Annotated in this window: 22 protein-coding genes; 9 read left to right on the top strand and 13 right to left on the bottom strand. The window is 43.1% G+C overall.

What is annotated here, in order from left to right:
* Positions 1-35: 35 nt before the first annotated feature.
* A complete protein-coding gene (locus tag JRG66_RS12795; protein ID WP_265163159.1) occupies positions 36-872 on the bottom strand; it encodes an ABC transporter permease in 837 nt (278 codons plus the stop codon).
* Positions 872-1,774, bottom strand: coding sequence for an ABC transporter ATP-binding protein (locus JRG66_RS12800; RefSeq protein ID WP_265163160.1), 903 nt, complete (start codon positions 1,772-1,774; stop codon positions 872-874). Before JRG66_RS12800 ends, JRG66_RS12795 begins: the two co-directional genes overlap by 1 nt.
* 89 nt (positions 1,775-1,863) lie before the next feature.
* Here JRG66_RS12800 and JRG66_RS12805 point away from each other — a divergent pair, with 89 nt between their 5' ends.
* Positions 1,864-2,925: a hypothetical protein gene (locus JRG66_RS12805; protein WP_265163161.1), complete on the top strand. Its 1,062-nt coding sequence runs from the start codon at positions 1,864-1,866 to the stop codon at positions 2,923-2,925.
* A gap of 136 nt (positions 2,926-3,061) precedes the next feature.
* Here the strand turns inward: JRG66_RS12805 and JRG66_RS12810 are convergent, their stop codons facing one another.
* From JRG66_RS12810 to JRG66_RS12835, 6 genes are all read right to left on the bottom strand, one after another.
* On the bottom strand, positions 3,062-4,120 hold the full coding sequence (locus JRG66_RS12810) for a nucleoid-associated protein (RefSeq protein WP_265163162.1): 1,059 nt from the start codon (positions 4,118-4,120) through the stop codon (positions 3,062-3,064).
* A 61-nt stretch (positions 4,121-4,181) separates the two neighbouring features.
* Entirely contained in the window at positions 4,182-4,691 is a 510-nt protein-coding gene (locus tag JRG66_RS12815) for an IS1096 element passenger TnpR family protein (RefSeq protein WP_265163163.1), read from the bottom strand.
* A gap of 50 nt (positions 4,692-4,741) precedes the next feature.
* Positions 4,742-5,755, bottom strand: a complete 1,014-nt coding sequence (locus JRG66_RS12820; protein WP_265163164.1) for a COX15/CtaA family protein — start codon at positions 5,753-5,755, stop codon at positions 4,742-4,744.
* Between the two features lie 28 nt (positions 5,756-5,783).
* Positions 5,784-7,199, bottom strand: a complete 1,416-nt coding sequence (locus JRG66_RS12825; protein WP_265163165.1) for a CCA tRNA nucleotidyltransferase — start codon at positions 7,197-7,199, stop codon at positions 5,784-5,786.
* Positions 7,200-7,298: 99 nt separating this feature from the next.
* Positions 7,299-7,868: an L-threonylcarbamoyladenylate synthase gene (locus JRG66_RS12830; RefSeq protein WP_265163166.1), complete on the bottom strand. Its 570-nt coding sequence runs from the start codon at positions 7,866-7,868 to the stop codon at positions 7,299-7,301.
* Positions 7,852-8,967 (bottom strand): glycosyltransferase, encoded by a 1,116-nt coding sequence (locus JRG66_RS12835; RefSeq protein WP_265163167.1) that lies wholly within the window; start codon positions 8,965-8,967, stop codon positions 7,852-7,854. Before JRG66_RS12835 ends, JRG66_RS12830 begins: the two co-directional genes overlap by 17 nt.
* Positions 8,968-9,121: 154 nt before the next feature.
* On the opposite strand from JRG66_RS12835, the gene JRG66_RS12840 reads away from it, so the two are divergent.
* On the top strand, positions 9,122-9,904 hold the full coding sequence (locus tag JRG66_RS12840) for a glycosyltransferase family 2 protein (protein ID WP_265163168.1): 783 nt from the start codon (positions 9,122-9,124) through the stop codon (positions 9,902-9,904).
* A gap of 4 nt (positions 9,905-9,908) precedes the next feature.
* Here JRG66_RS12840 and JRG66_RS12845 read toward each other — a convergent pair whose 3' ends face one another.
* Positions 9,909-11,045, bottom strand: coding sequence for a CDP-glycerol glycerophosphotransferase family protein (locus JRG66_RS12845; RefSeq protein ID WP_265163169.1), 1,137 nt, complete (start codon positions 11,043-11,045; stop codon positions 9,909-9,911).
* A 179-nt stretch (positions 11,046-11,224) separates the two neighbouring features.
* Between JRG66_RS12845 and JRG66_RS12850 the strand changes: the two genes are divergently transcribed.
* Positions 11,225-11,974, top strand: coding sequence for a lipopolysaccharide kinase InaA family protein (locus JRG66_RS12850; protein WP_265163170.1), 750 nt, complete (start codon positions 11,225-11,227; stop codon positions 11,972-11,974).
* Position 11,975: 1 nt separating this feature from the next.
* Here JRG66_RS12850 and JRG66_RS12855 read toward each other — a convergent pair whose 3' ends face one another.
* Complete coding sequence (locus tag JRG66_RS12855) at positions 11,976-12,983, bottom strand: glycosyltransferase family 2 protein (RefSeq protein WP_265163171.1); 1,008 nt, start codon at positions 12,981-12,983, stop codon at positions 11,976-11,978.
* 64 nt (positions 12,984-13,047) lie between these two features.
* Here JRG66_RS12855 and JRG66_RS12860 point away from each other — a divergent pair, with 64 nt between their 5' ends.
* Positions 13,048-13,869, top strand: coding sequence for a glycosyltransferase family 2 protein (locus tag JRG66_RS12860; protein ID WP_265163172.1), 822 nt, complete (start codon positions 13,048-13,050; stop codon positions 13,867-13,869).
* On the opposite strand, the gene JRG66_RS12865 is transcribed toward JRG66_RS12860, so the two are convergent.
* A complete protein-coding gene (locus JRG66_RS12865; RefSeq protein WP_265163173.1) occupies positions 13,866-14,918 on the bottom strand; it encodes a glycosyltransferase family 9 protein in 1,053 nt (350 codons plus the stop codon). The genes JRG66_RS12860 and JRG66_RS12865 overlap by 4 nt on opposite strands.
* Before the next feature lie 73 nt (positions 14,919-14,991).
* On the bottom strand, positions 14,992-15,807 hold the full coding sequence (locus JRG66_RS12870) for a 2,3,4,5-tetrahydropyridine-2,6-dicarboxylate N-succinyltransferase (protein ID WP_265165453.1): 816 nt from the start codon (positions 15,805-15,807) through the stop codon (positions 14,992-14,994).
* A gap of 220 nt (positions 15,808-16,027) precedes the next feature.
* Between JRG66_RS12870 and ruvX the strand changes: the two genes are divergently transcribed.
* From ruvX to mazG, 5 genes are all read left to right on the top strand, one after another.
* Positions 16,028-16,435 (top strand): Holliday junction resolvase RuvX, encoded by a 408-nt coding sequence (gene ruvX, locus JRG66_RS12875; RefSeq protein ID WP_265163174.1) that lies wholly within the window; start codon positions 16,028-16,030, stop codon positions 16,433-16,435.
* 37 nt (positions 16,436-16,472) lie between these two features.
* Positions 16,473-16,856 carry a four helix bundle protein gene (locus JRG66_RS12880; RefSeq protein WP_265163175.1) on the top strand — a complete coding sequence of 128 codons (384 nt, stop codon included), beginning with the start codon at positions 16,473-16,475 and terminating at the stop codon, positions 16,854-16,856.
* 47 nt (positions 16,857-16,903) lie between these two features.
* Positions 16,904-17,494, top strand: coding sequence for a peptide deformylase (gene def, locus JRG66_RS12885; RefSeq protein WP_265163177.1), 591 nt, complete (start codon positions 16,904-16,906; stop codon positions 17,492-17,494).
* A 58-nt stretch (positions 17,495-17,552) separates the two neighbouring features.
* Positions 17,553-18,014 carry a DUF5606 family protein gene (locus tag JRG66_RS12890; RefSeq protein ID WP_265163178.1) on the top strand — a complete coding sequence of 154 codons (462 nt, stop codon included), beginning with the start codon at positions 17,553-17,555 and terminating at the stop codon, positions 18,012-18,014.
* Between the two features lie 87 nt (positions 18,015-18,101).
* Positions 18,102-18,875: a nucleoside triphosphate pyrophosphohydrolase gene (gene mazG / locus JRG66_RS12895; RefSeq protein ID WP_265163179.1), complete on the top strand. Its 774-nt coding sequence runs from the start codon at positions 18,102-18,104 to the stop codon at positions 18,873-18,875.
* 295 nt (positions 18,876-19,170) lie between these two features.
* Here mazG and secA read toward each other — a convergent pair whose 3' ends face one another.
* Positions 19,171-22,530, bottom strand: a complete 3,360-nt coding sequence (gene secA, locus JRG66_RS12900) for a preprotein translocase subunit SecA (protein ID WP_265163180.1) — start codon at positions 22,528-22,530, stop codon at positions 19,171-19,173.
* Positions 22,531-22,545: the final 15 nt, after the last annotated feature.

A 22,545-nucleotide genomic window follows, 5' to 3' on the forward strand; every position in this document is an offset into this window, starting at 1 on the left:
AATGGCGGTTTCTAAAAAGTTTAAAATCAGGTTAATTAAAGGTCCCTTTTCTTCAGAAGTAAAAAGGAAAGGTAAACGAAAATCACAATCCACAAGATCACAATAAGAAGCTGGTACCAGTGAATGGAATAATCTTTTGTGATCTCTGAACCCAGCTGCGTGGCAGCCGATTGTACCGCGTTGAGCCGGGAGAAAGGTTCTCTTACCAGCAGGGCCATAGATTCTAGAGGAAAGAACTGTGCAATGTTTTCAGCAATGTTGGAATCCCTGAAGATCTTATATTCCATCACGCCTCTCACAATGCTTTCCATGATCCACCAGATGAACAGGAAACCCAGTGCAAAAGCCGATCTTTTCACCAGAATTCCAAGGAACATACAAAAGGCGAAAAATCCTGTAAGTTTAATGAAATAGGCCAGCAGGTACTCCATATCTGAAAAGATGATCGAAATTTCGGTATAATCAGAAAAGGAAAGCCCCAGAATTAGCGAGACCACGAATAGGAAAAGGGTTGATAAAAGGGCAAAAGAGACCACCGTGAGGAACTTGGAGAGCACGAATTCCTTTTTGCTCAGGCCGTCTATGAGGTTTTGTTTGATCGTGCGGTTGCTGTATTCGTTAGACATCATAGAAACGATCACTATCGCCAGGAATAGCTTTAAAGTCGCCGCGATGTAGCTGTTAAAATGCCAGATGTACGGAAAATTAAAGATCCCCTGATCGGCCAGCCTGAAATTCACATTTCCGAAATTGAATTCTATGGAAGCAATCAGGGCAATGAAGGTAATAAGGATAAAATAGGTGGTGATTAGAACCCGTGAAGATTTACTAAACCTGAGTTTGTGATATTCTATATTGAGTAAACGTAGCATTAGGCAGAAATTTGGTTGGTTAACAATAAGAACTGTTCTTCCAGGCTCTCTTTTCGTTTTACGAGCTGGGAGAGGCTAAGGCCGTTCTCGAAGAGGTAAGTGTTCAGGGCTTCAGCTTCCAGCGGTTCTTCCAAAAATGCCGTTATAATTTCCCCTTTTTGGACCACCTTGCCAAAAGCAGGGTGGGAGTTGAGCAGGGCCAGTAACTTTTCCTGATTGGTCGCCTTCAGCTCAAAAAATCCGAAGCTGGCGTTCATCTGGTCTACCGGGCCGCTGTAAAGTTTTTCCCCTTTGCGGATGATCACCACATGGGTGCATACTTTTTCAACCTCGTCCAGCAGGTGGGAGGCCAGGAGAATGGTGGTTCCGGTAGCAGCAATCCGGGTGATGATCTCCCTTATCTGGTGAATTCCCTGCGGGTCTAGTCCGTTAGTGGGTTCATCGAGGATGAGGATCTCGGGGTCGTTGAGCAAAGCTGAAGCAATTGCCAGCCTTTGTTTCATTCCCAGGGAAAATGTGCGGAATTTACTGTTCCTTCTGTCCAGTAAGCCCACCATTTCCAGCTTTTCATCGATATTTTTTGCTGAAACATTTTTGATCTTGCACACCAGTTCCAGGTTTTGGGCCGCGGTCATGTAGGGATAAAAGTTAGGACGCTCAATAATGGCACCTACTTTTTTAAGAGCTTCATGCGTACTCTGCGAACCATCAAACCACTGAAAGTCACCTGCAGATTTGTTTACCACGTTTAAAATGATCCCCAGGGTGGTGGATTTTCCGCTGCCATTAGGCCCTAAAATGCCATAAACATTGCCCTTTTCAATGGTGAATGAAAGGTCTTTAACCGCCGTAACGGGACCAAATCTTTTAGTGAGATTATTCAGGCGAAGGATTGTCTTCAAAGTAAAGCGTTTTAACATTCGACGACTAAGTTAACGTTTTGTTACACGGCGAAATAAAAAGAAGTCTTATTTTTGAGGAAATTCAGGGTATGCGGGAAAAATTAATGTCAAAAAAGAAACCAAGCTTTCCGGTTAGCGACCGGTTCCATAAATATCTCGCAAAGTACAATCGCAACACAAAAATTCCGGTATTTTATGATGATCTGCTAAGGTTTTCGGGCTCTATCGTGGTTTATGATCAGCATGAAGAAGATACTTTCTGGGTCCGCTGCTACTATCCCGATCATGAACGGGACGATATTGACAACAGCCTGAAACAGGTCTATACCATCCTGCATTCCGATGGAAGTGACGATTCCCTGGAATTCCTCAATGTTGATGCGATCGATTACTGTACCTTCGGAAATTCAAAGCCTTTCAGAATTAAGGTCAGAAATATCCTGAATGACAGTTTCACCTATTTCTACGTCAAAAAAGCCGATGCTTCCCGTATCTATGGGCTTGAATTTGAACATTTGCTTTCCCCGCACAGGATCAACTTCCTCATCTATCGGGATACGCTCATTGAAGAGCATATCGCCGGAATTCCCGGAGATGTTTTTATTGAAGATGAACTGCCTGCCTGTGATGACAGGGCGAAAACCCAGATAGCCAAGCAGTTTGTAAAGTTTAATGAACGTTGTACGGTTAGGCTTTTGGGAGATATGCGATCATATAACTATGTGATCATTCCCACCCACGATTTTGATCATGTAGATTATACCATAAGGGCTATAGATTTTGACCAGCAGTGCTTTGAAGGAAACCTGAAAGTCTACAGGCCGCAGTTCTTTAAAGAGAACTTTAAAATGGTACAGCTGGTTGCAGACAAGCTTCAGGAAAATTCGATAGAACAGTACAGGAGGGAAGAGAGGTCATTACTGGCAAAGAGGATCATTAACTCCCAATCGCGTTACAAAGAATTAATGCGCTGCATTCTCAACGATCAAATCTCTAACGAAGCCAACGTAAAGCAACTGAGAAAAGAACTTTATGATTTTTCTAATGACATGAAGTTCAAAAGAGCGCGTAACATGGGCCAGATCTTAAGGACGGCCCTGGACTTTGTGAAGAGAAATTACGAGAATGTGAACATGAAAAGACTCGTTTAAAGGTCTAAGGACTAAGGAATAATGTATAATAAAAAAGAGGAGCTTCAAAAATGACATTTTGAAGCTCCTTCGATTTATAAACAGTAAAGATCCTAATTTTGAATCTTAAATTTTGAACTTTGAACCGGCGAAAGCCTTAGCTTTTTTGTTCCTTATTGAAGTAGACCAGGTAATAATACATTTGTCGCTCTTCATCCCAGCCTTTTTCCACAAACTTTTCGGCAGATTCGGGGTTGATGAAATCCATTTTAATCTGGATGTTGGTATCGAGATTAATGGTGTTCTTTATTGATTTTCTCGCGGCAGTTACGGCTGTGTTAGAGATTGGGAAACTGGTGAGGTCTTCAATCTTGTATTTTGGTGCCTTCTCGGTCTTGTAATTCTGAAATTCTGGTACGAGAGCCGGGTTGTCTATCACCGAATTCAGGAAGGCAGTCTCTTCAAATTCATCATTTTTGGCAAAATAATCCACGCTTCGGTTCATGAACATCACTTCTTCCTTTTTGTCTTCCGCAGGAAGTACCACGTCTTTGGCGAAATTCTGGCAGAACTTCAAATATTTTTTTGTGTGAAAATTCTCATCGGCCAGCACATCAACTCCCAGAAAATTTTCGAGCCAGTACTTGGTGTCATATTTATTAGAATCTACTGAAAGGATCTTGAAACCTTCCTCGCGATTTTTATTGAAGATAATTGCCCCTTTATCCAGCTTGTTCAGGTTGATTCCCTGCTGGATGATCATTTCAAGAATGCTTTCTTTTTCCTGGAACTGAAGGAAATCGTGCTTTAATTCAGATTTAAAGATCCCGATGGCTGTGGTCTTTTCATTGTCGAGCATCATGTTGTCGAAAAATACAACATAAACCTCCCCACTTTTAATATGCGGGTGTGCCGATTGTTCAAAGAGCAAAGTGGTGATCTTTTTTGACTGCTCATGAATGCTTTGCGGGGCATCAAAGACCTTGCAGGCAATGTCGTACAGGGGATTGAATTCTACATCTACATCATTTGCAAACTGGAAGTAATTCTCCTCCTTGTCCCTAAAAGGCTTCAGGAAATACTCTTTTATGAGTGGCGTGATCTCATCGTTGAGGTGAAAAGGCTGGGCAGAAAGAAAAATGTTTTCATTTCGGCTTTTATTGCCAACCCTGTGAATAGAAAGGGAGTCAATGTGAGCGTTATATAGATTGATCATATTGAAAAAATGCGGTTAAGTTACCGGAATAAAAAAAAGCTGAGAAACAGGAAATACTGGTCTAGTTCCAGTTTTCGTCAAACGAAAGATCGTCGTAGTCGTCTACATCAAAATCGTCATCATAATCCAGTCCAAGGTCATCATCTTCGGCCTGGAAATCTTTTTCGGGAGCGCTCATTGGGAGTTGTCCGTGAACAAAAAGCAGGTTAGGGTAATCCATTTGCGGATCGGGTTCTGCAATTTCGGCCAATTCTACAAGGAAAGTCCACATGCTCAGAAAGTCGTAGACATAGATGAGCTTGGTCTGGTCTTCAGAAACCACATCATCAAGAGTGGTTTCGTTCATGACCCTTACAGAACCTGTACCTTCGGTCACATCAAACTGGGAGATCTCCTCGCCCTGGTTCCAATTATCGTCACTAATGTAGAAAGAAGCCATCTCGGTGCCGTCAAACCCGAAAGATTGTAAAATGGTATTGTGTAAATCTTCAAGCGTATTGTCGGCCATAATTTCTATGTCCCTAAATACATCTTCTTCGGCATCAAGGATAATTCTAAATCTATACAGCATAAGTCAAAAAATTGGATTGCAAAGATACATTTTTAGATGACAAATTACAGTTAGCGGCTAAATCTATGCAGCGTAAAAGTCATTGCGGTGAGCAGGAAAAACGCCCCCACCTGGTGCGCCACGCCCAGCCACAAAGGCACGGCATAGATGAGCGTTAACACCCCCAGCAGGAATTGCAGGAACACAAGCCCTACCAGCCAGTTAATACCTTTTTGCTGCGGAATGGTGAGCTGTAAATTTCTTGATTTGTACCATATAAACAAGATGATGGCTACCACCCCGTAGGCGAGGTAGCGGTGTACAAACTGAACGCCACTTTTTCCCTCAATGAAATTGCGCCACAACGGATTTTGCTCAATGTATACGGTCTCGTGCACCCATTCGCCGCCAGTCATTTTAGGCCAGAAATTGTGGATCCAGCCTGCATCGAGCCCCGCTACAAACGCGCCCCAGATGATCTGTAAAAGCAGCACTGCCATTCCGGCCCAAACCAGGTTCCGGAAGCCTTTGTTGATCTCTTTTTTCTTCGGATAGACCAGGTCCATAGCCACCCAGAAACAGTAGGCAAAAGTGAGGAATGCCGTGGTTAAATGGGCAGCCAGGCGGTAATGGCTCACGGCCGGCATGTCTACCAGCCCGCTCTTTACCATGTACCAGCCCAAAAATCCCTGGAAGCCGCCAAGAAAGAGCAGTACTATAGATTTGTAAATTGTAGGTTTGGTAAGTTGTTTTGTGATGAGAAAGTACAGGAACGGAATGATGAAAACCAGGCCTATTAAACGGCCAATAAGCCTGTGCAGCCACTCCCAAAAGTAAATTCCTTTAAAATCTTCGAGCGTGAAGTGGTAATGCAGTTTCTGGTATTCGGGGAACTGCTTGTAGAACTCAAATTCCTCTATCCATTGCTCTTCTGTAAGTGGCGGGATAGTGCCGGTAATTAGTTTATAATCGGATATTGATAATCCGGAATTGGTAAGGCGGGTAATTCCCCCAACCACTACCATTACAAAGATTAAAAAACAGCCGGTGTACAGCCAGTAAACTACTTTTTTATTGTCTTTCATGGGGGTAAATGTGAAGGTAAAGCATGTCTTAATTTGGAGATAAACCTATTTCCTTTCCTTTTTGAAGCATATAAGCTTTTGCAGCCTCATAATCATTGGGGATTTCCCCCTCTAAAATGGCTTCTTTAATGGCGTCTTTTATGATCCCAATCTCTCGGGATGGCTTTAAATTAAAAGTTTCCATGATCTCTTCGCCCGATACCGGCGGCTGGAAGTTGCGCACATGGTCTCGTTCTTCAACTTCTTTGATCTTTTGCCGTACAAGCTTAAAATTGTTGTGGTATTTTCTGAACCGTCTCGGGTTCTTGGTGGTAATATCGGCCTCGCACAGCGTCATCAGGGCTTCAATGTCTTCACCGGCATCAAAGATGAGTCGGCGTACAGCCGAGTCGGTCACATCTTGCGACAAGACAATAGGGCGGGAGCTCATGTAGACCATTTTCTGAACAAACTTCATCTTTTCGTTCAGGGGCATGCGCAGCCTTTTAAAGAGCCTGAATACCATTTTTGAACCTACAAACTCATGGCCGTGAAAGGTCCAGCCCAGTTTCTCATCAAATTTCTTGGTGGGGGCTTTGCCAATGTCGTGCAGCAATGCAGCCCAGCGAAGCCAGAGGTCATTTGTGTTTTCTGAAATATTATCGACTACTTCCAGGGTATGCCAAAAATTGTCCTTGTGGCGTTGCCCTTCAATTTCATCTATTCCCTCAAGTGCAGTGAGCTCCGGAAGGATGAGCCTTAAGAGTCCGGTTTTGTGAAGAAGCGCCAGGCCTACTGAAGGTTTGGGGGAAAGCAGGATCTTGTGAAGTTCATCCACAATCCTTTCCCTCGAAATGATCTTGAGCCGCCCCTTGTTGCGAATAATTGCCTGCAGCGATTCCTTCTCAATCCTGAACTGCAATTGAGAGGCGAAACGCACTGCCCTTAACATCCTTAGAGGATCATCAGAATAAGTAATATCGGGATCTAACGGGGTGCGAATAAGGCCCGCACTTAGGTCCTGGAGCCCATTAAAGGGATCGAGCAGGTCTCCGTAAGTATCTTCATTCAGGCTAAGCGCCAGGGCATTTATGGTAAAATCCCTACGGTTCTGGTCATCTTCAAGGCTGCCGCTTTCAACTTCCGGATTTCTGCTTTCTTCGGAATAGCTTTCCCTGCGGGCACCTACAAATTCCACTTCCATGTCATAAGCCCGTAGCATGGCCGTTCCGTAGTTTTTAAAGATTTGTACTTTAGGCTTGTGCGGAAGCAGCTCAGAAACTTTCTGCGCCAGTTCAATTCCGCTGCCCACAGCCACTATATCAATATCCTTGTGCTCCCCGCGTTGCAGGATGTAATCCCTTACAAAGCCACCTATAACGTAACTTTCAAGCTCCAGTTCTTTGGCAGCAAGAGAGATTACTTTAAAAATGTTATTGGTTAAGGCCTGTTTATAATTGTTCACTTTTTTATTCTTTTTTCAACTTCACCAAAAGATTAAGGCAAAGAGTCTCAAAAGACCTAAATGTTTTTAAAGCCTGTTAGGTCTAAACTTTTCAAAATCTTACTTTCTAATCACCTGTACTTTCCCGTCGTTCCCAAGCTTAATAATAGCCGAGGGTTTGGGGGTTTTAATTGCCTGCTGTAAATTCACCACATAATCAACGCCGTCTATAATCTCCTGGTTAATTTCTTTAAAACAATCAGGGGTAGGCTGGCCGCTAAGGTTTGCCGAGGTCGATACCAGCGGGCGCTTCAGTTTTCTTACCAGTTGCTGGCAAAATTTATCTTTGGTCACCCGTATTCCCAGGGTGTTGTCTTCACCTACCAGATTTTCGGCAACCCTTATGGGTTTGTCGTAGATAATGGTTGTGGGCTTGGCAGCGTACTTCAGGATGTCGTATGCCACTTCGGGTACTTCTTCAACAAACTGGTTGAGCATTTTAAAATCAGAAACCAAACAAATCAATGCCTTTTCCTCACTGCGTTTTTTCAGGGCGTAGATCTTGTCTATAGCCTCGGGGTTGGTGGCGTCACAACCAATTCCCCACACCGTATCGGTAGGGTATAGAATTAGTCCGCCTCTTTTCAAAACGTTAAAAGCATTGTTGAGTTCTTCAGTGTAATCTCCCATTTAGTGCGTTTTTATAAGCTTCCAGGGTTTTCACAGCCATGATCTGACTGGTGAAGGATTTAAATAATCTTTCCCTGGAAATTTTTGCAAAGTTCGGGATTAACTGCGGATTTTCAAGTAAAAACAGCAGGTTTTCGCCCAGGCCTTTAAAGTCATAAGCAGCGCTCAACAGGCCGTTGATTTTATCATTAATAACTTCGGGAATTCCACCCACCCTGGTGCTCACCACAGGCACTTCATAGTAAAAAGATTCGTAGATCACCTGCGGAACCCCTTCGCTTTCCGAAGAGATAAGCATAATGTCAAATTGCGGGATTAAAGCTGAAGCATCTGGAATAAAGCCGGTAAAGAAGAGGTGGTTTTGGAGATTACATTCCTGCACAAGCGCCTTAAGGGCAGGGGTGAGCTCGCTGAAATTGCCCACCTGGAGAAAATACAGGTGTTTCTGTTTTTTTTTATTTACGAGAAAATCGGCGGTGCGAATAAAAGTTTTCAGGTCTTTGGCAGCGATATGATTCCCAATGTTGCCAATAATTTTGGCAGTTTCCGGAAGTGTATATTCCCTGCGTATCCAAAAAGGGCATATTTGATCCTTATTTTTGAGGCTTGTGCCGTGATAAATTACTTCCAGCCTGTCATGATCCTTCAAAGTTTCTAAACTCACGCGTTTTGTTTCTTCTGAAACACACAAAATGTGTTTTATTTTGGGGTAATTGTACTTAAGGAGGGTCTGGCGACGCGGCCTGATTGGAAAACTGGTTTTTTTGCTGAAAATAAATGGAGGAAGGGCAAAAAAATGGTCGGCAACTACGGCAAGAGAGAGCGCCTTGGGATCATGAATGTGGATGAGGTCGATTTTTTCATTTTTTGACAACTGGATTATCTTTTGAATATACCTGAAGTCAAAACTGCCCGATACAGCCGAAGAATAATAGTTGAAATTGCCTTTTTTGAGGCTTTTTTCGAAAAGGCTGCCTTTTCTACACAAGATCACATTACTAACTTCCGAAGAAATTTCAGCTAATTCAAGACATAAATTTTCAATGTGGTTTTCACCGCCGCCCCGGCTTTTAACAGTAGATAAATGAAGGACCTTCATCAAAATTGCCATTTCTGAAACCCCGGGAACTATCGAAACTGCACTTGGAGCACGGGATTATATATAATTTTTTATAGATTCTGGTATGACGGGAAAAATTTTACCTTTACCGCCAGGAAAGGTACAAAAATGACATTTCTTGATCTAGTGTAGTATGAGAACTTCTTTACTTATTTCCACATATAACTGGCCGCAGGCCCTTGAACTTGTTCTGAGAAGTGTTCAGGAACAAATAAAAATGCCCGATGAAATCCTGCTTGCCGACGACGGTTCGGGCGAAGAAACGGCCGTGCTTATAAAATCATTTATTGAAAAAGACCTGCCTATCAAACACGTTTGGCAGGAAGACCAGGGGTTTAGAAGAACAAGTATCCTGAATAAAGCAGTGGCAAAATCGGAAGCAGATTACATCGTACAAATTGATGGTGACTGCATGTTGCACCCCAATTTTTTGCTCGATCACCTGAATAATCTAAAGGAAAACAGGTTTTTGTTTGGGAGCAGGGTGAATATCAGGGAAGAAGCCCTTGAGCAGCTCTTTAAGCTGAAAAATACCGAAATAGGCTTCTTTTCCCGAAGTATTTCCAGGCGCACCCGAAATTTGCACCTGCCTTTTCTAACTGCTTTCTATAAGGAAACTGCCCAGCTTTCAAAGAAGGTGCGCGGGTGTAATTTGTCATTCTGGAGAAAGGATTTCCTGGCTATTAACGGGTACAATGAAGACATGACTGGCTGGGGGAAAGAAGATTCTGAAATGGTGGTAAGGTTGCTTAACAGGGGCGTTAACGGAAAACGTTTGCGCTACGGCGGGATTATTTACCATATTTGGCACAAGGAATGTTCCAGGTCAAAAAAGTGTATCAATGAAGAGATACAGCAGGAGACCATTGACAAAGGCCTTACCTTCTGTAAAAACGGGATCGATAAATATCTTTGATTTTTTAGCTGATTTCTTTATCAAGAAATTCTGTGATGGCCCTGGCTGCTCTTTGCGTAGCGGTAGAATTGTCTTCGCTGTAGAAATTTTCCTCATTCATGCGCTCCTGAACAGGTTTAAACCTATCAAATTGTGTGGTGGCCTTACGTAAGGCCTGTTCCAGTTCATTTGCACTTTGTATTACCTGCCCGGCCTGCCAAAACCTAAAGGCGATATCGTCTTCATAAGCGAAGTCATACGGATTTAGAAAAATGCACGGCCGCGGGTTGATGATGAATTCAAAGACCTGGCTAGAAACATCTCCTAAATATATATCGGCATTGGAGACGTAGCTCATATCAACGCTGGCTTCACTGCCCAGGTCTATGTGAATGTTTTCGCTTTTAAAGAACTTTTCAGGAATTGTACTGCTGTCTTCGCCGCCTTTTTTCTTCTGGAACAAATGCAGGTGGGGTGCAAAAATTACATTGTACTCTTTGTTCTGGTAAAAGAATTCCAGCACATCGAGACCCGTTTTCTTCCAGGAAGAAAGGGCGGGATCAAAGTGCGGATTGTAAAGCACTGTAGGCTTGTTATTGCTGAAAATATCTTTGGAAGTCCTGTTCTTTAAGAAGTCTGCTTTCGGATATCCCACCACGGCTGGGTGGTTTCCCAGCAAATTTCTTTTTTGATACTCTTCAAACTGAAATTTCCCCGACAACAACTGGAAATCGAAGTCCAGCTGATTCTTATTGAAAATGTAAGCCCGCCCCGGTGCGCCATGCGGAAATTTTATAAGCTTGGGAGTGCTGTTTTGACGTGATTTAAGGAGGTAATGGTGAAAATAATCGGTAAATACAAGGGCATCAAACTGCAGCAGGTACTTCATGTTCTTCTTGAGCCAGAAACCTTTCCGCGGTAGGTCCCTGCCCTTAAGCTTATCGGTAATTGCCCTGAAAGCAGAAGTCTTTAATTCCTCTACCTTTACTTTTTCTCCAGCCTCAAGGCTCTGCAGGGAGCTGTACAAAAGTGAATTTACTTGCGGATGAGTGAGTACATGCACCTCCTGCTCTTTGGCAAGCTCTGTTGCCACAGTAATAAAATGGTAGAGGTGATGGATTTCATCCAAAAACAGGAAAGCAACCTTGTATTTTTTCTTCACGTTAAAACAGCTCTTTTGGGTTAAAGGTAAGTTTTTTAAAAAGCCGGCTAAAATGTTTTATGAGAAAGGCATTTTTGAAACTTCAGGATTCAGTTGTCCAGAGGAGAAGCCACAAAACCGATTTGTCAACTAGAGGGGATAGAAATTTAATTTTAAATTTGCAGCAGAATTCCTGACCTATGAAACTCATCCTGTCTCCAAAATTCCGCTCCTGGGTAAATAAACTGCTCGAGATTATCGAAAACTTCGGGAAAAAGGGGGAGACCATCAAAGATAAACGCAATCAATTAAAACTCTTTACGGTAAACGGGGAAGTGGTGAATGTCAAATCTTTTAAAGTTCCCAATCCTGTTAACAAGGTTCTTTACAGGTATTTTCTTAAATCTAAAGCTAAGCGTTCTTTTGAAAATGCAAATTATCTTCTGGAGCGGGGTATAGGTACGCCCGCGCCCATAGCATATGCCGAAGAATCGGGGTTACTGTACGGCAGGAGTTATTATTTCAGCCTGCAAATTCCGTATGACCTCACGTACAGGGAACTCATACATGAGCCCGATTACCCGCAGCGGGAAGAGATCCTTCGGGCGTTTACCCGGTTTACATTTCAGCTTCATGAGCATGATATTTTGTTCAGGGACCATTCCCCGGGAAATACGCTTATTCAGCTAAACAATGGAGAGTATAAATTCTTTCTGGTAGACCTTAACCGCATGAACTTTCAAAAAATGGATTTTGAAGAGCGAATGCGGAATTTTCACCGAATCACTTCCTATGAAGATATGGTAAGGATCATGGCAAATGAATACTCAAAACTGGTCCCCGAGGGTGAAGCAGAAGTTTTTGAAAGAATGTGGTTTCATATTCAGCGATTTCAGGAAAAAGCCCGGAAAAAACAAAACCTAAAAAAAGTGCTGAAGATCAAAAAATAGGTTATTCCATATTCCTCTTGTGAAGCCAGTGGTACAGCTTCGTGTTGAAGGTCTTAAAGCCCATGAGGTAACTAATGATATAGCCTTCTTTTCCCTTCAAGATCCTGCCTTTCAGAAGGAATTCCTTAAAAAAGCTTCCCAGGGGAGCCGTAAAAAAGCTGATGGAATAGATCTTTTTATCTTTTGGGAGTGCAAAACCTTTTTCTTTGGCCCTGTTCATAAGGCTGCGGGTGAAGTTGTTGTAATCGGTCAGTTCCGGGTTATCAACTTCTCCTTTTAAGACAAGTAATTTCACGTAACGGCTCAACACGCCGTAGCCGTTCATTGCTGTTGAGGTGAGGCCGGGAATACCATCCAGAAAGCCTAGCCTGAGCAAATACTCGTTCAAGAACCTGTAAGCCGGTTTGAAGACGAGATGAAAATAGCCCGTTTTTTTCTTTTTCTGATATAGTTGCTGGGCCTGTAGTTGTGAATACTGATTTTTCTTCTCAAAAAAGTGCCTTAGGTCTTTGTAGGTGTAATGCAGGATCTTGCCTTTAAACACGCCGGTAGAACCTTCGCATAATAATTGTTCGTGTACCAGGCCGGTGTACTTGCAGTTTTTCCTGTTAAAGAACCTCGATTTTATTTTCTTCCCGTTGCTGCCATAATCTATAAACCTGTTTATAAAGTAGTTCTTAAATGGCATTTTATAAGAATTATGCCTGGGGTTCTTTACGGCAGCAATTAATTCTTCGCGAAGTTCGTAGGTGAGGTACTCGTCGGCATCAAGCACCAGGATCCAGTCATGCCGGGCTTTGGAAATGGCATAGTTCTTCTGATTTGAAAAATTATCAAACCTGCGTTTAAGGATGGTGCAGCCCAGGCTTTCAGCAATTTCAACCGTCTTGTCTGAACTAAATGAATCTATCACCAGAACCTCATCGGCAAAACTAGCACAGGTGATGGCCTGGGCAATAAGATTCTCTTCATTAAAGGTCGGGATTAAAACGGTAATAGGAACCTGCATCTATTCTTAGGAATCAATTTAGAAGTTGTCAAAATTAAGTAATTTTGCGCAAAATAAAGTTGAAATGAAGGCAATAGACAGCTCGGTTATCCTTAGTACTTATAATGCTGAAGAATGGCTTGAAAAAACCTTGTGGAGCTATACGGTTCAAAGCTACAGGAACTTTGAAATTGTCATTGCCGATGACGGATCGCGGGAAGAGACAAGGCAGCTTATTCAAGATTTTAAGTCAAAGACAGAGATCCCCGTAAAACATGTGTGGCACCCCGATCGCGGCTTCCAGAAATCTGAAATCCTCAACAAAGCCATTGTCGCTACCCAAACCGATTATATTATTATGAGCGACGGGGATTGTATCGTGAGAAATGATTTTATCGAGAAGCATGTGGAGTACCGCAGTTACGGCTACTTTTTAAGCGGTGGCTATCATAAATTACCCATGGACCTTTCTCATAAGATTCAAAAGGAAGATATTCTTACCGGAAGGTGTTTCAACCTGCGATGGTTAAAAGAGAATGGCTTAAAACCTTCTTTTAAGAACAACAAGATCGATGCCAGCGGATTCAAAAGTTTTTTGCTGAATAAGCTCACTCCCACCTCTGCAACCTGGAATGGCCATAACTCTTCGGGCTGGAAAGAAGATATCCTGAAAGTCAATGGTTTTGATGAAAGGATGCAATATGGGGGGCAGGACAGGGAACTGGGGGAAAGGCTGGTAAACCTGGGCATCAAGCCAAAACAGATAAGGTACAGCGCAATTTGCCTTCACCTTGATCACGCACGCGGATATAAAAACCAGGAATCTATAGATAAGAACCTGGCCATTCGAAAAACAACCCGCGACGAAAAACGTACTACTACAGCTTACGGAATTAAAAAAGCTTAAAATCCGTTCTCGGTCATAAAGGTTTTCAGGCGGGGGAGGATAAGAGCGGGTGTGAATTCCCGGTACAACTCTTCACTTTTAGCAGAGATCTCTTTTCGGCTTTGATCTTCAAAAAGATCGGGCCGCACTTCCTTTAAATGTATCGACCGGTTTTGAGGTTCATTTTCAAAAGTTGCCCAAAAATCTTTGACGATATACGGAGAAAAGATGGTAAAAGTGGCTTTTTTGAGGGCTTTGGCAATGTGAACGCTTCCGCCTTCATTAGCGATGAGCAAATCGCAGTGCTGCATGATCTGGATGAACTCCCTGATATTTTTTCCCACAATTTCAGGGTAGACCTTATCCGAATCTTTGATCCTGCCCAAAATGTCATCTACAATAGGCTGCTGTGAAGGAATGTAATTCAGCAGGATATTGAGGTTGTAGTGAGCCACAAGAAAGTCGATGATCTCTACGGTGTATTCAATTGGCAGAGATTTTGACACGTTACTGCCCAACACGCCAATCATCATGGTTTTTCGGGAAGCATCGAGCTTGGACAGCAGTTGTTTTCCATGCTCAACTTCCGCAGGTGTTAAAAATAATTTGGGATAAGGATCGGGCTTGATCGAGCTGTCTATAGATGTGATGAGGTTCAGCCTGTCATCAATGGCCTTTCCGTATACTGAAGTATTTTCTTTAAGTATAGGAATTTGTTTGGTGTAGGCAAACGGAAGGGTTAATTTCTTATAGCTCACTCTATTTACTGCCCCGCTTATAAGGCTTAACACCTGGCTCTGAAACTTTACATAAGGATCTATAATGAGATCGAATTTTTCTTTTCGAATAAAAAGGACGTAACGGGCCAGGGTTTTGAGTTTTTTCAGTTCCTTTTCCTTAACCGCAATTACGCTGTCTATGTTTGGATTGTTTTCCAAAACAGGAGCTGCATTATCATAGCAAAAGAAAGTAATATGAGAATTGGGGTAGCTCTTCTTTATATTATTGGGGATAATAGAAGCTAAAAGCACATCTCCAATTCTTTTGTTCTGGATGATAAGTATTTTCATGAACTCTGTATGCAGGCTCCTGCGTTAGGATTTTTAATTGCTGTAAACTGCTTTAACCGTTTCCAAAATCAGGTTATACCGCCACGTTATGCTCTCTTAGTGCATCGTTAAGAGAAGTTTTCTTGTTGGTGCTTTCTTTTCTTTTTCCAATGATTAGGGCACATGGCACCTGGTATTCTCCTGCAGGGAATTTTTTGGTGTAGCTTCCCGGAATTACCACAGAACGTGCAGAAACAACTCCTTTCATTTCCACGGGTTCATCGCCGGTAACGTCAATTATCTTTGTAGAAGCGGTAAGAACCACATTGGCGCCCAGAACAGCTTCTTTTTCTACTTTTACGCCTTCAACCACTATGCTCCTGGAACCTAAGAATGCATTGTCTTCAATGATTACCGGGGCGGCCTGTAATGGTTCCAGAACTCCTCCAATTCCAACTCCGCCACTCAAATGTACATTTTTTCCAATCTGGGCGCAGCTGCCTACCGTAGCCCAGGTGTCTACCATGGTACCTTCGTCAACATAAGCCCCAATATTTACGTAGCTTGGCATCATGATCACTCCGCTGGAAATGTAAGCACCGTGACGGGCAACGGCATTTGGAACCACGCGGATCCCTTTTTCTTTATAACCTGTTTTAAGGGGGATTTTATCGTGATATTCAAAGATCCCGGCTTCAAGGGTCTCCATCTTCTGAATTGGGAAGTAAAGCACCACGGCTTTTTTCACCCATTCGTTTACCTGCCACCCATCGGTTGCAGGTTCGGCCACGCGCAATTTCCCGCTGTCCAGCAGGTCTATCACCTCTCTTATGGCATTGGTGGTTTCAGAAGTATTGAGAAGTTCCCTGTCGTTCCAGGCTTTTTCTATGATTTCTTTTAAATGTTCCATGGTCAATATTTTTTCCTGAATTGTTTCATTGGCACTACCCGGAATCAAATTCCGGGTAGAAATATCTTTCAAAAATGGCATTTTTGAAAAGTCTTTTGTGCCTGTTATTAGCTGCGCGAAGGTAATACATTTAACTCAAATTAGCTGAAGCCTTTAGCGATGGGGAAGGAGTTGATGGTTTTTGGGTTCTCGAATTAAGGCGTATCTTTGCCCGCAAATTATGGGAAGGATACTCGCACTTGATTATGGTACCAAACGCACGGGGGTTGCGGTTTCCGATGAGCTTAAAATAATAGCTTCGGGGCTTACCACAGTTCCCACGGCCGATCTTCTGTCTTTTCTGAAAAAATATTTTTCTGAAGAAGATGTAGAGCTGGTACTGCTGGGCGAACCAAAACAAATGGACAGCAGCGCCTCGCAGAGCGAAGTAAATATCCAGGAATTCCTGAAGAAGTTCAGAGAGAATTTCCCCGAGATGAAGCTTGAAAGGGTAGACGAACGTTTCACCTCTAAAATGGCTTTCCAGTCAATGATTGACAGCGGACTCAAAAAAAAACAAAGGCAAAACAAAGCCCTTGTAGACGAGATAAGCGCCACAATTATCCTGCAAAGTTACCTTTATAGATGATTAAGGTCTAAGGAATAAAGATTAATTTAGTGTTGATATGGAAAGAGATCTTAAGAAGCGTTCAAATAAATTTGCACATCAGTGTGTGAAACTGGTCCTGTCTTTGCCAAAAGGACCTCTTGAATGGCATGTTCAAAAGCAGTTAATACGAGCTTCAACCTCAATTGCTACAAATTACCGGGCGGCAAATTTGGGACAGACGAAAAAGGGGTTTATCTCTAAATTGAGCATAGTAATTGAAGAAGCAGATGAATGCATTTTTTGGATTGAGTTTCTTGAGCAAGAAGAGGTTCTAAAAATTGGAACTTATGAAGAGGTTCTTGCTGAAGCCAGAGAATTAACTGCCATTTTTGTAGCCTCAAGGAGAACAGCTCAGAGATCATTGAGTAAAAATCCAGAAGGAGATAACGATGAGTCGTGAAACAGGCTCAAATATTAAACATTAGACCTTAAACCTTAGACAGTAAAATGATACTTCCAATAACCGCTTACGGAGATCCGGTGTTAAGAAAGAAAGCTAAAGATATTTCGGCCGATTATCCTAAATTAAAAGAATTGATCGAAAATATGTGGGAGACCATGTACGGCGCCTATGGTGTTGGGCTGGCTGCGCCACAGGTGGGGCTTCCCATACGTATTTTTATGGTAGATACCTCTCCTTTTGCCGAAGACGAAGATCTTACTGAAGAAGAGCGGGAAGAACTGGCTTCTCTGAAAAAGGTCTTTATCAATGCCAGAATTCTTGAAGAAAACGGCGACGAATGGGCTTTTAATGAGGGTTGCCTAAGCATTCCTGATATCAGGGAAGATGTCTTCAGGAAACCTGAAATCAGCATTGAATACTATGATGAAGATTTCAATAAGCACACCGAAAATTACAAAGGCCTTGCTGCTCGTGTAATTCAGCATGAGTTCGACCATATAGAAGGAATTTTGTTTACCGATAAGCTAAGTAGCCTTAAAAAGAGGCTCATAAAAGGAAAACTCACCAGTATCTCCAAAGGCAAGATACAGGTAGATTACCGCATGAAGTTTCCGGAGTTAAAAAAAGGCCGTTAATTATTTTTGTTTTCTAGGCAAGGAGGTAAGATATTTGCCATCCAAAAATTAAAAAAATATGAAGTTAGATAAAGTGTTGTCAATTTCAGGAAAACCTGGATTGTATGAACTTAAGGCCCAAACCCGAGGCGGATTTGTAGCCGAATCTATGTTAGACGGAAAAAAGATATCTGTAAGCATGCGCCATAATGTGAGCCTGCTCAGCGAGATTGCCATATATACTTACAGCGAAGAGATCCCCCTGCGTGAGGTCTTTCAAAAGATCTACGATAAAGAGAACGGGACGGAAGCTATAAGCCACAAAGAATCTAAGGCCAAACTGGAAGAATACTTCAGCGAGGTTTTGCCCGAATATGATGAAGACCGTGTGTATATCAGCGATATCAAAAAGATCATTCAGTGGTACAATTTACTGGTGAGCAAAGGGGTTACCGATTTTTCTAAAGGAGACGAAAATGCTTCCGAAGAAAACCCTGAAACTGAAAAGACCCCAAAAGATACAGGCGGCGAAGAGGAATAGACCTTCAATAATTTACAAAAAACCAACTGAAAGCAGTTGGTTTTTTATTTGTGTAAAACTTACCTTTCCTTTTTTAAAGATCGCATTATGAATTCACGACAGGAACAGCTTAAAGCTTTTGACCGCCTACTTACTATTATGGATGAACTTAGGGAGCAATGCCCCTGGGATCGCAAACAAACCATGCAGAGCCTGCGGCACCTCACTATTGAAGAAACTTACGAGTTAGGGGATGCGATTCTCGACAACGATTTGCAGGAGGTGAAAAAGGAATTGGGCGATCTTTTGCTGCACATTGTTTTTTACTCAAAAATAGGCAGCGAGACCAAAGATTTTGATATTGCCGATGTGGCCAACAGCATCTGCGAAAAACTGATAAGTAGACACCCTCATATTTACAGCGATACCAAGGTAGATGATGAGGAAGACGTAAAGCGCAATTGGGAACAGCTCAAGTTAAAGGAGGGCAAAAAGAGCGTTTTAGAAGGTGTGCCTGCATCTTTACCTGCACTGGTGAAGGCCAGTCGCGTTCAGGATAAAGTTGCGGGCGTGGGCTTCGATTGGGAAGAGCCACGGCAGGTATTCGAAAAGTTACAGGAAGAGCTGGAAGAACTGCAGCACGAGATTCATTCTGAAAATCAGCTGAAAATAGAAGAGGAATTTGGCGATGTGCTGTTCAGTATGATCAATTACGCCCGGTTCTTAAAAGTAAATCCTGAAGATGCCCTGGAGCGAACCAACAAAAAATTTATCAGGAGGTTTCAGTATCTCGAAGCTAAAGCCAAAGAACAGAACAAAAGCCTGAAGGATATGAGCCTGGCCGAGATGGATGTCTACTGGGAAGAGGCGAAGAGGATCTAGGGTTTAGGCTGAGTATTTGAGATCACTGGGGCTGTTATTGATGACTCCCATAATCACAAATTAGATTTTTTTCTGCCTCGAAAAGCTAGAGTAGTGGATACATAAATCCTTTTGATGTTGGCCCCACGTAGATCTTTACATGACTTTTGAAAGGGATCAAGAGAGTGAAAAATAAAAGAGAAGCCGCCTCATTTACCATAATGAGGCGGCTTCATTTTTATTCCTGGTTTTAATGTTAACCGGTAAAAACGGTTTTAACTAAATCTCCCGGGATACAATAATCAATTAGCAAACACTATTCATCAACAAGTACCCAGTCACCTTTATCAAGAAGCGGAATGGCCTGTTTGAACTTCATGCTCTTGTTCTCGCCGGTCATTACATTCTTAATGGTCACCTTATCATTACGACCGATTTTAGGGCGTTCACGGGTGATGGTTTCGGTTACCTGTGGGCGTCGCTGCTGTGCCTGGCCTGCAGCCCTGCTTTGTGCAGCCCTTTCGTCCATATTCGGGATCTCTTCTTTTGAGGTCTCTACATTTTCCCTTCTTCGGGTTTGTCTCGCTTCGCGTATCTGTTCTGGGTTTGGTGCCGGAAGCTCCCCTTTGAAAAGGAAGGAAATCACATCTTTGTTCACCTGGTCGAGCATCACCTTAAACAGTTCAAAGGCTTCAAACTTGTAGATCAATAACGGGTCTTTCTGTTCGTGTACCGCCAGCTGAACGCTCTGCTTAAGTTCATCCATTTTGCGAAGATGGGTTTTCCACGCATCGTCTATAATGGCTAAACTGATGTTCTTTTCAAAATCGGTAATTAACTGTTTTCCTTCGGTTTCATAAGCCTTTTCAAGATTGGTTACCACCTGCAGGGTCTTCACCCCGTCTGTAAACGGTACCGCAATTCTTTCAAAGTTGTTGCCTTTGTCTTCCCAAACCTGCTTGATCACAGGGTAGGCAGCATCGGCATTGTTCTTCATCTTGTTGCGATAGTGTTCATAAGCAGCCTTGTAAATCACCTGTGCGATTTTCTGAACGTCCATTTTATCGAACTCTTCTTCAGAAATAGGAGAACTCATGGAGAAATAGCGGATCAACTCAAACTCGAAGTTCTTAAAGTCGCTCGCCATTTTATTTGTTTCGGCAATATTTTCCGAAGTATCATAGATCATATTAGCGATATCCACTCGCAAACGGTCACCAAAAAGGGCATGGTAACGGCGCTTGTAAACCACTTCCCGCTGGGCGTTCATCACATCATCGTACTCAAGAAGGCGTTTACGCACCCCAAAGTTGTTCTCTTCCACTTTTTTCTGAGCGCGCTCAATAGATTTTGAAATCATGGAATGCTGGATCACTTCTCCTTCTTCCAGCCCCATACGGTCCATCAGCTTCGCAATTTTTTCTGAGCCAAACAGGCGCATCAAATTATCTTCGAGAGAGACGTAGAACTGCGAACTACCCGGATCTCCCTGTCGACCCGCACGACCTCTCAACTGCCTGTCTACACGACGAGAATCGTGGCGCTCTGTACCTACAATGGCAAGACCGCCGGCTTCCTTAACTTCGGGCGACAATTTAATATCGGTACCACGACCGGCCATGTTAGTGGCAATGGTCACAACGCCGCTGTTTCCGGCTTCTGCAACAATATCGGCCTCTTTTTTGTGAAGTTTCGCGTTAAGAACGTTGTGAGGTACTTTTCGAAGGGTAAGCATCCTGCTGAGCAATTCTGAAATTTCTACGGAAGTCGTACCAATAAGCACTGGTCTTCCGGCGCGCGAAAGTTCGGTCACGTGATCAATTACGGCATTGTATTTTTCACGTTTTGTCTTGTAAACAAGATCTTCTTTATCCTGTCTTGCGATAGGGCGGTTGGTAGGAATTTCTACCACATCAAGTTTGTAGATCTCCCAGAATTCACCGGCTTCGGTCACAGCAGTACCCGTCATTCCTGAAAGTTTGCTGTACATCCTGAAGTAGTTTTGTAGCGTAACCGTAGCGAAGGTTTGTGTAGCATCTTCGATCTTCACGTTCTCCTTGGCTTCAATCGCCTGGTGGAGCCCGTCGCTGTAACGGCGGCCTTCCATGATTCGACCGGTTTGCTCGTCTACGATCTTCACCTTATTGTCCATCACCACGTATTCTGTGTCTTTTTCAAACAGGGTGTAGGCTTTAAGGAGCTGGCGCATCGTGTGAATGCGTTCACTTTTTACGCTGTAATCACGGAAAAGCTCTTCTTTCTTCTCGGCTTCTTCTTCTTTGGAAAGGCCTTCTTTTTCGATCTTGGCGATCTCCATTCCAATTTCGGGCATTACGAAGAAGTCCGGATCATCTTTACCAGAAAGGAACTCAATCCCTTTATCGGTAAGGTCGATCTGGTTATTTTTCTCTTCGATCACAAAGTACAGTTCGGCGTCAACCTTCGGCATTTCCCGGTTGTTGTCGGCCATGTATTTGTTCTCTGTTTTTTGAAGTAGGGCCTTGACACCTTCTTCACTCAAATATTTAATGAGGGCTTTATTCTTCGGAAGTCCGCGGTACACACGAAGCAATTTCAACCCGCCTTCTTCGGTATCTCCGGCGGAGATGAGTTTTTTAGCTTCAGCAAGAACCCCGGTCAGGTATTTTCGCTGTACTTCAACAATATTGGATACAGCAGGTTTTAACTGATCAAATTCATGAACGTCCCCCTTGGGAATTGGTCCTGAAATGATCAACGGAGTTCGGGCATCATCCACCAATACCGAATCTACCTCATCTACAATGGCGTAGTTGTGGGGGCGCTGTACAAGATCATCGGGAGAGTGGGACATATTATCCCTTAAATAGTCAAACCCGAACTCGTTATTGGTTCCGTAGGTGATATCGGCGTTGTAAGCTTTTCTGCGGGAAGCAGAGTTTGGCCGGTGGTAATCTATACAGTCAACACTAAGACCGTGGAACTGGAAGAGCGGAGCCATCCAGGCGCTATCCCTTTTTGCCAGGTAATCGTTGACGGTTACCAGGTGCACGCCATTGCCGGTTAAAGCATTTAAGTACATTGGGAGCGTGGCAACAAGGGTTTTACCTTCCCCGGTTTGCATCTCGGCAATTTTACCCTGGTGCATGGCCACCCCGCCAATAAGCTGCACATCGTAGTGCACCATATCCCAGGTCACGGCTTTACCCGCCGCATCCCAGGAGTTCTTCCAAATGGCGTGGTCGCCATCGAGGCTCACGTAATCTTTTTCAGCCGAAAGTTCACGGTCATACGCAAGGGCGGTGACCTTAAGTTCGGGGTTATCTTTAAAACGTTTGGCAGTTTCCTTTACAGTGGCAAAGGCTTCGGGAAGGATCTCGTTGAGAACGCCTTCAGAAATTTCGTAAGATTTTTCTTTTAAAGCGTCTATTTCGGCGTAGATATCTTCTTTTCGGGTAATGTCTTCAGATGCATCGGCTTCAGCATTAAGATTTGTGATCTGTTCATTCACCTCCTGGAGTGCATCTTTGATCTTGGTCTTGAAAGTTGCTGTCTTTGCGCGTAGCTCATCCAGGCTTAGCGCTTCAAATTCTTTTTCGAGAGCGAGGATCTTGTTGACTATAGGCTGAATTTCCTTTATGTCTTTTTTAGACTTGTCGCCGACAAAAACTTTCAATACGGTATCTAAAAAACTCATATGTTTTTGTGGTTT

Source organism: Salinimicrobium tongyeongense, from assembly GCF_026109735.1.
Classification (GTDB): Bacteria; Bacteroidota; Bacteroidia; order Flavobacteriales; family Flavobacteriaceae; genus Salinimicrobium; species Salinimicrobium tongyeongense.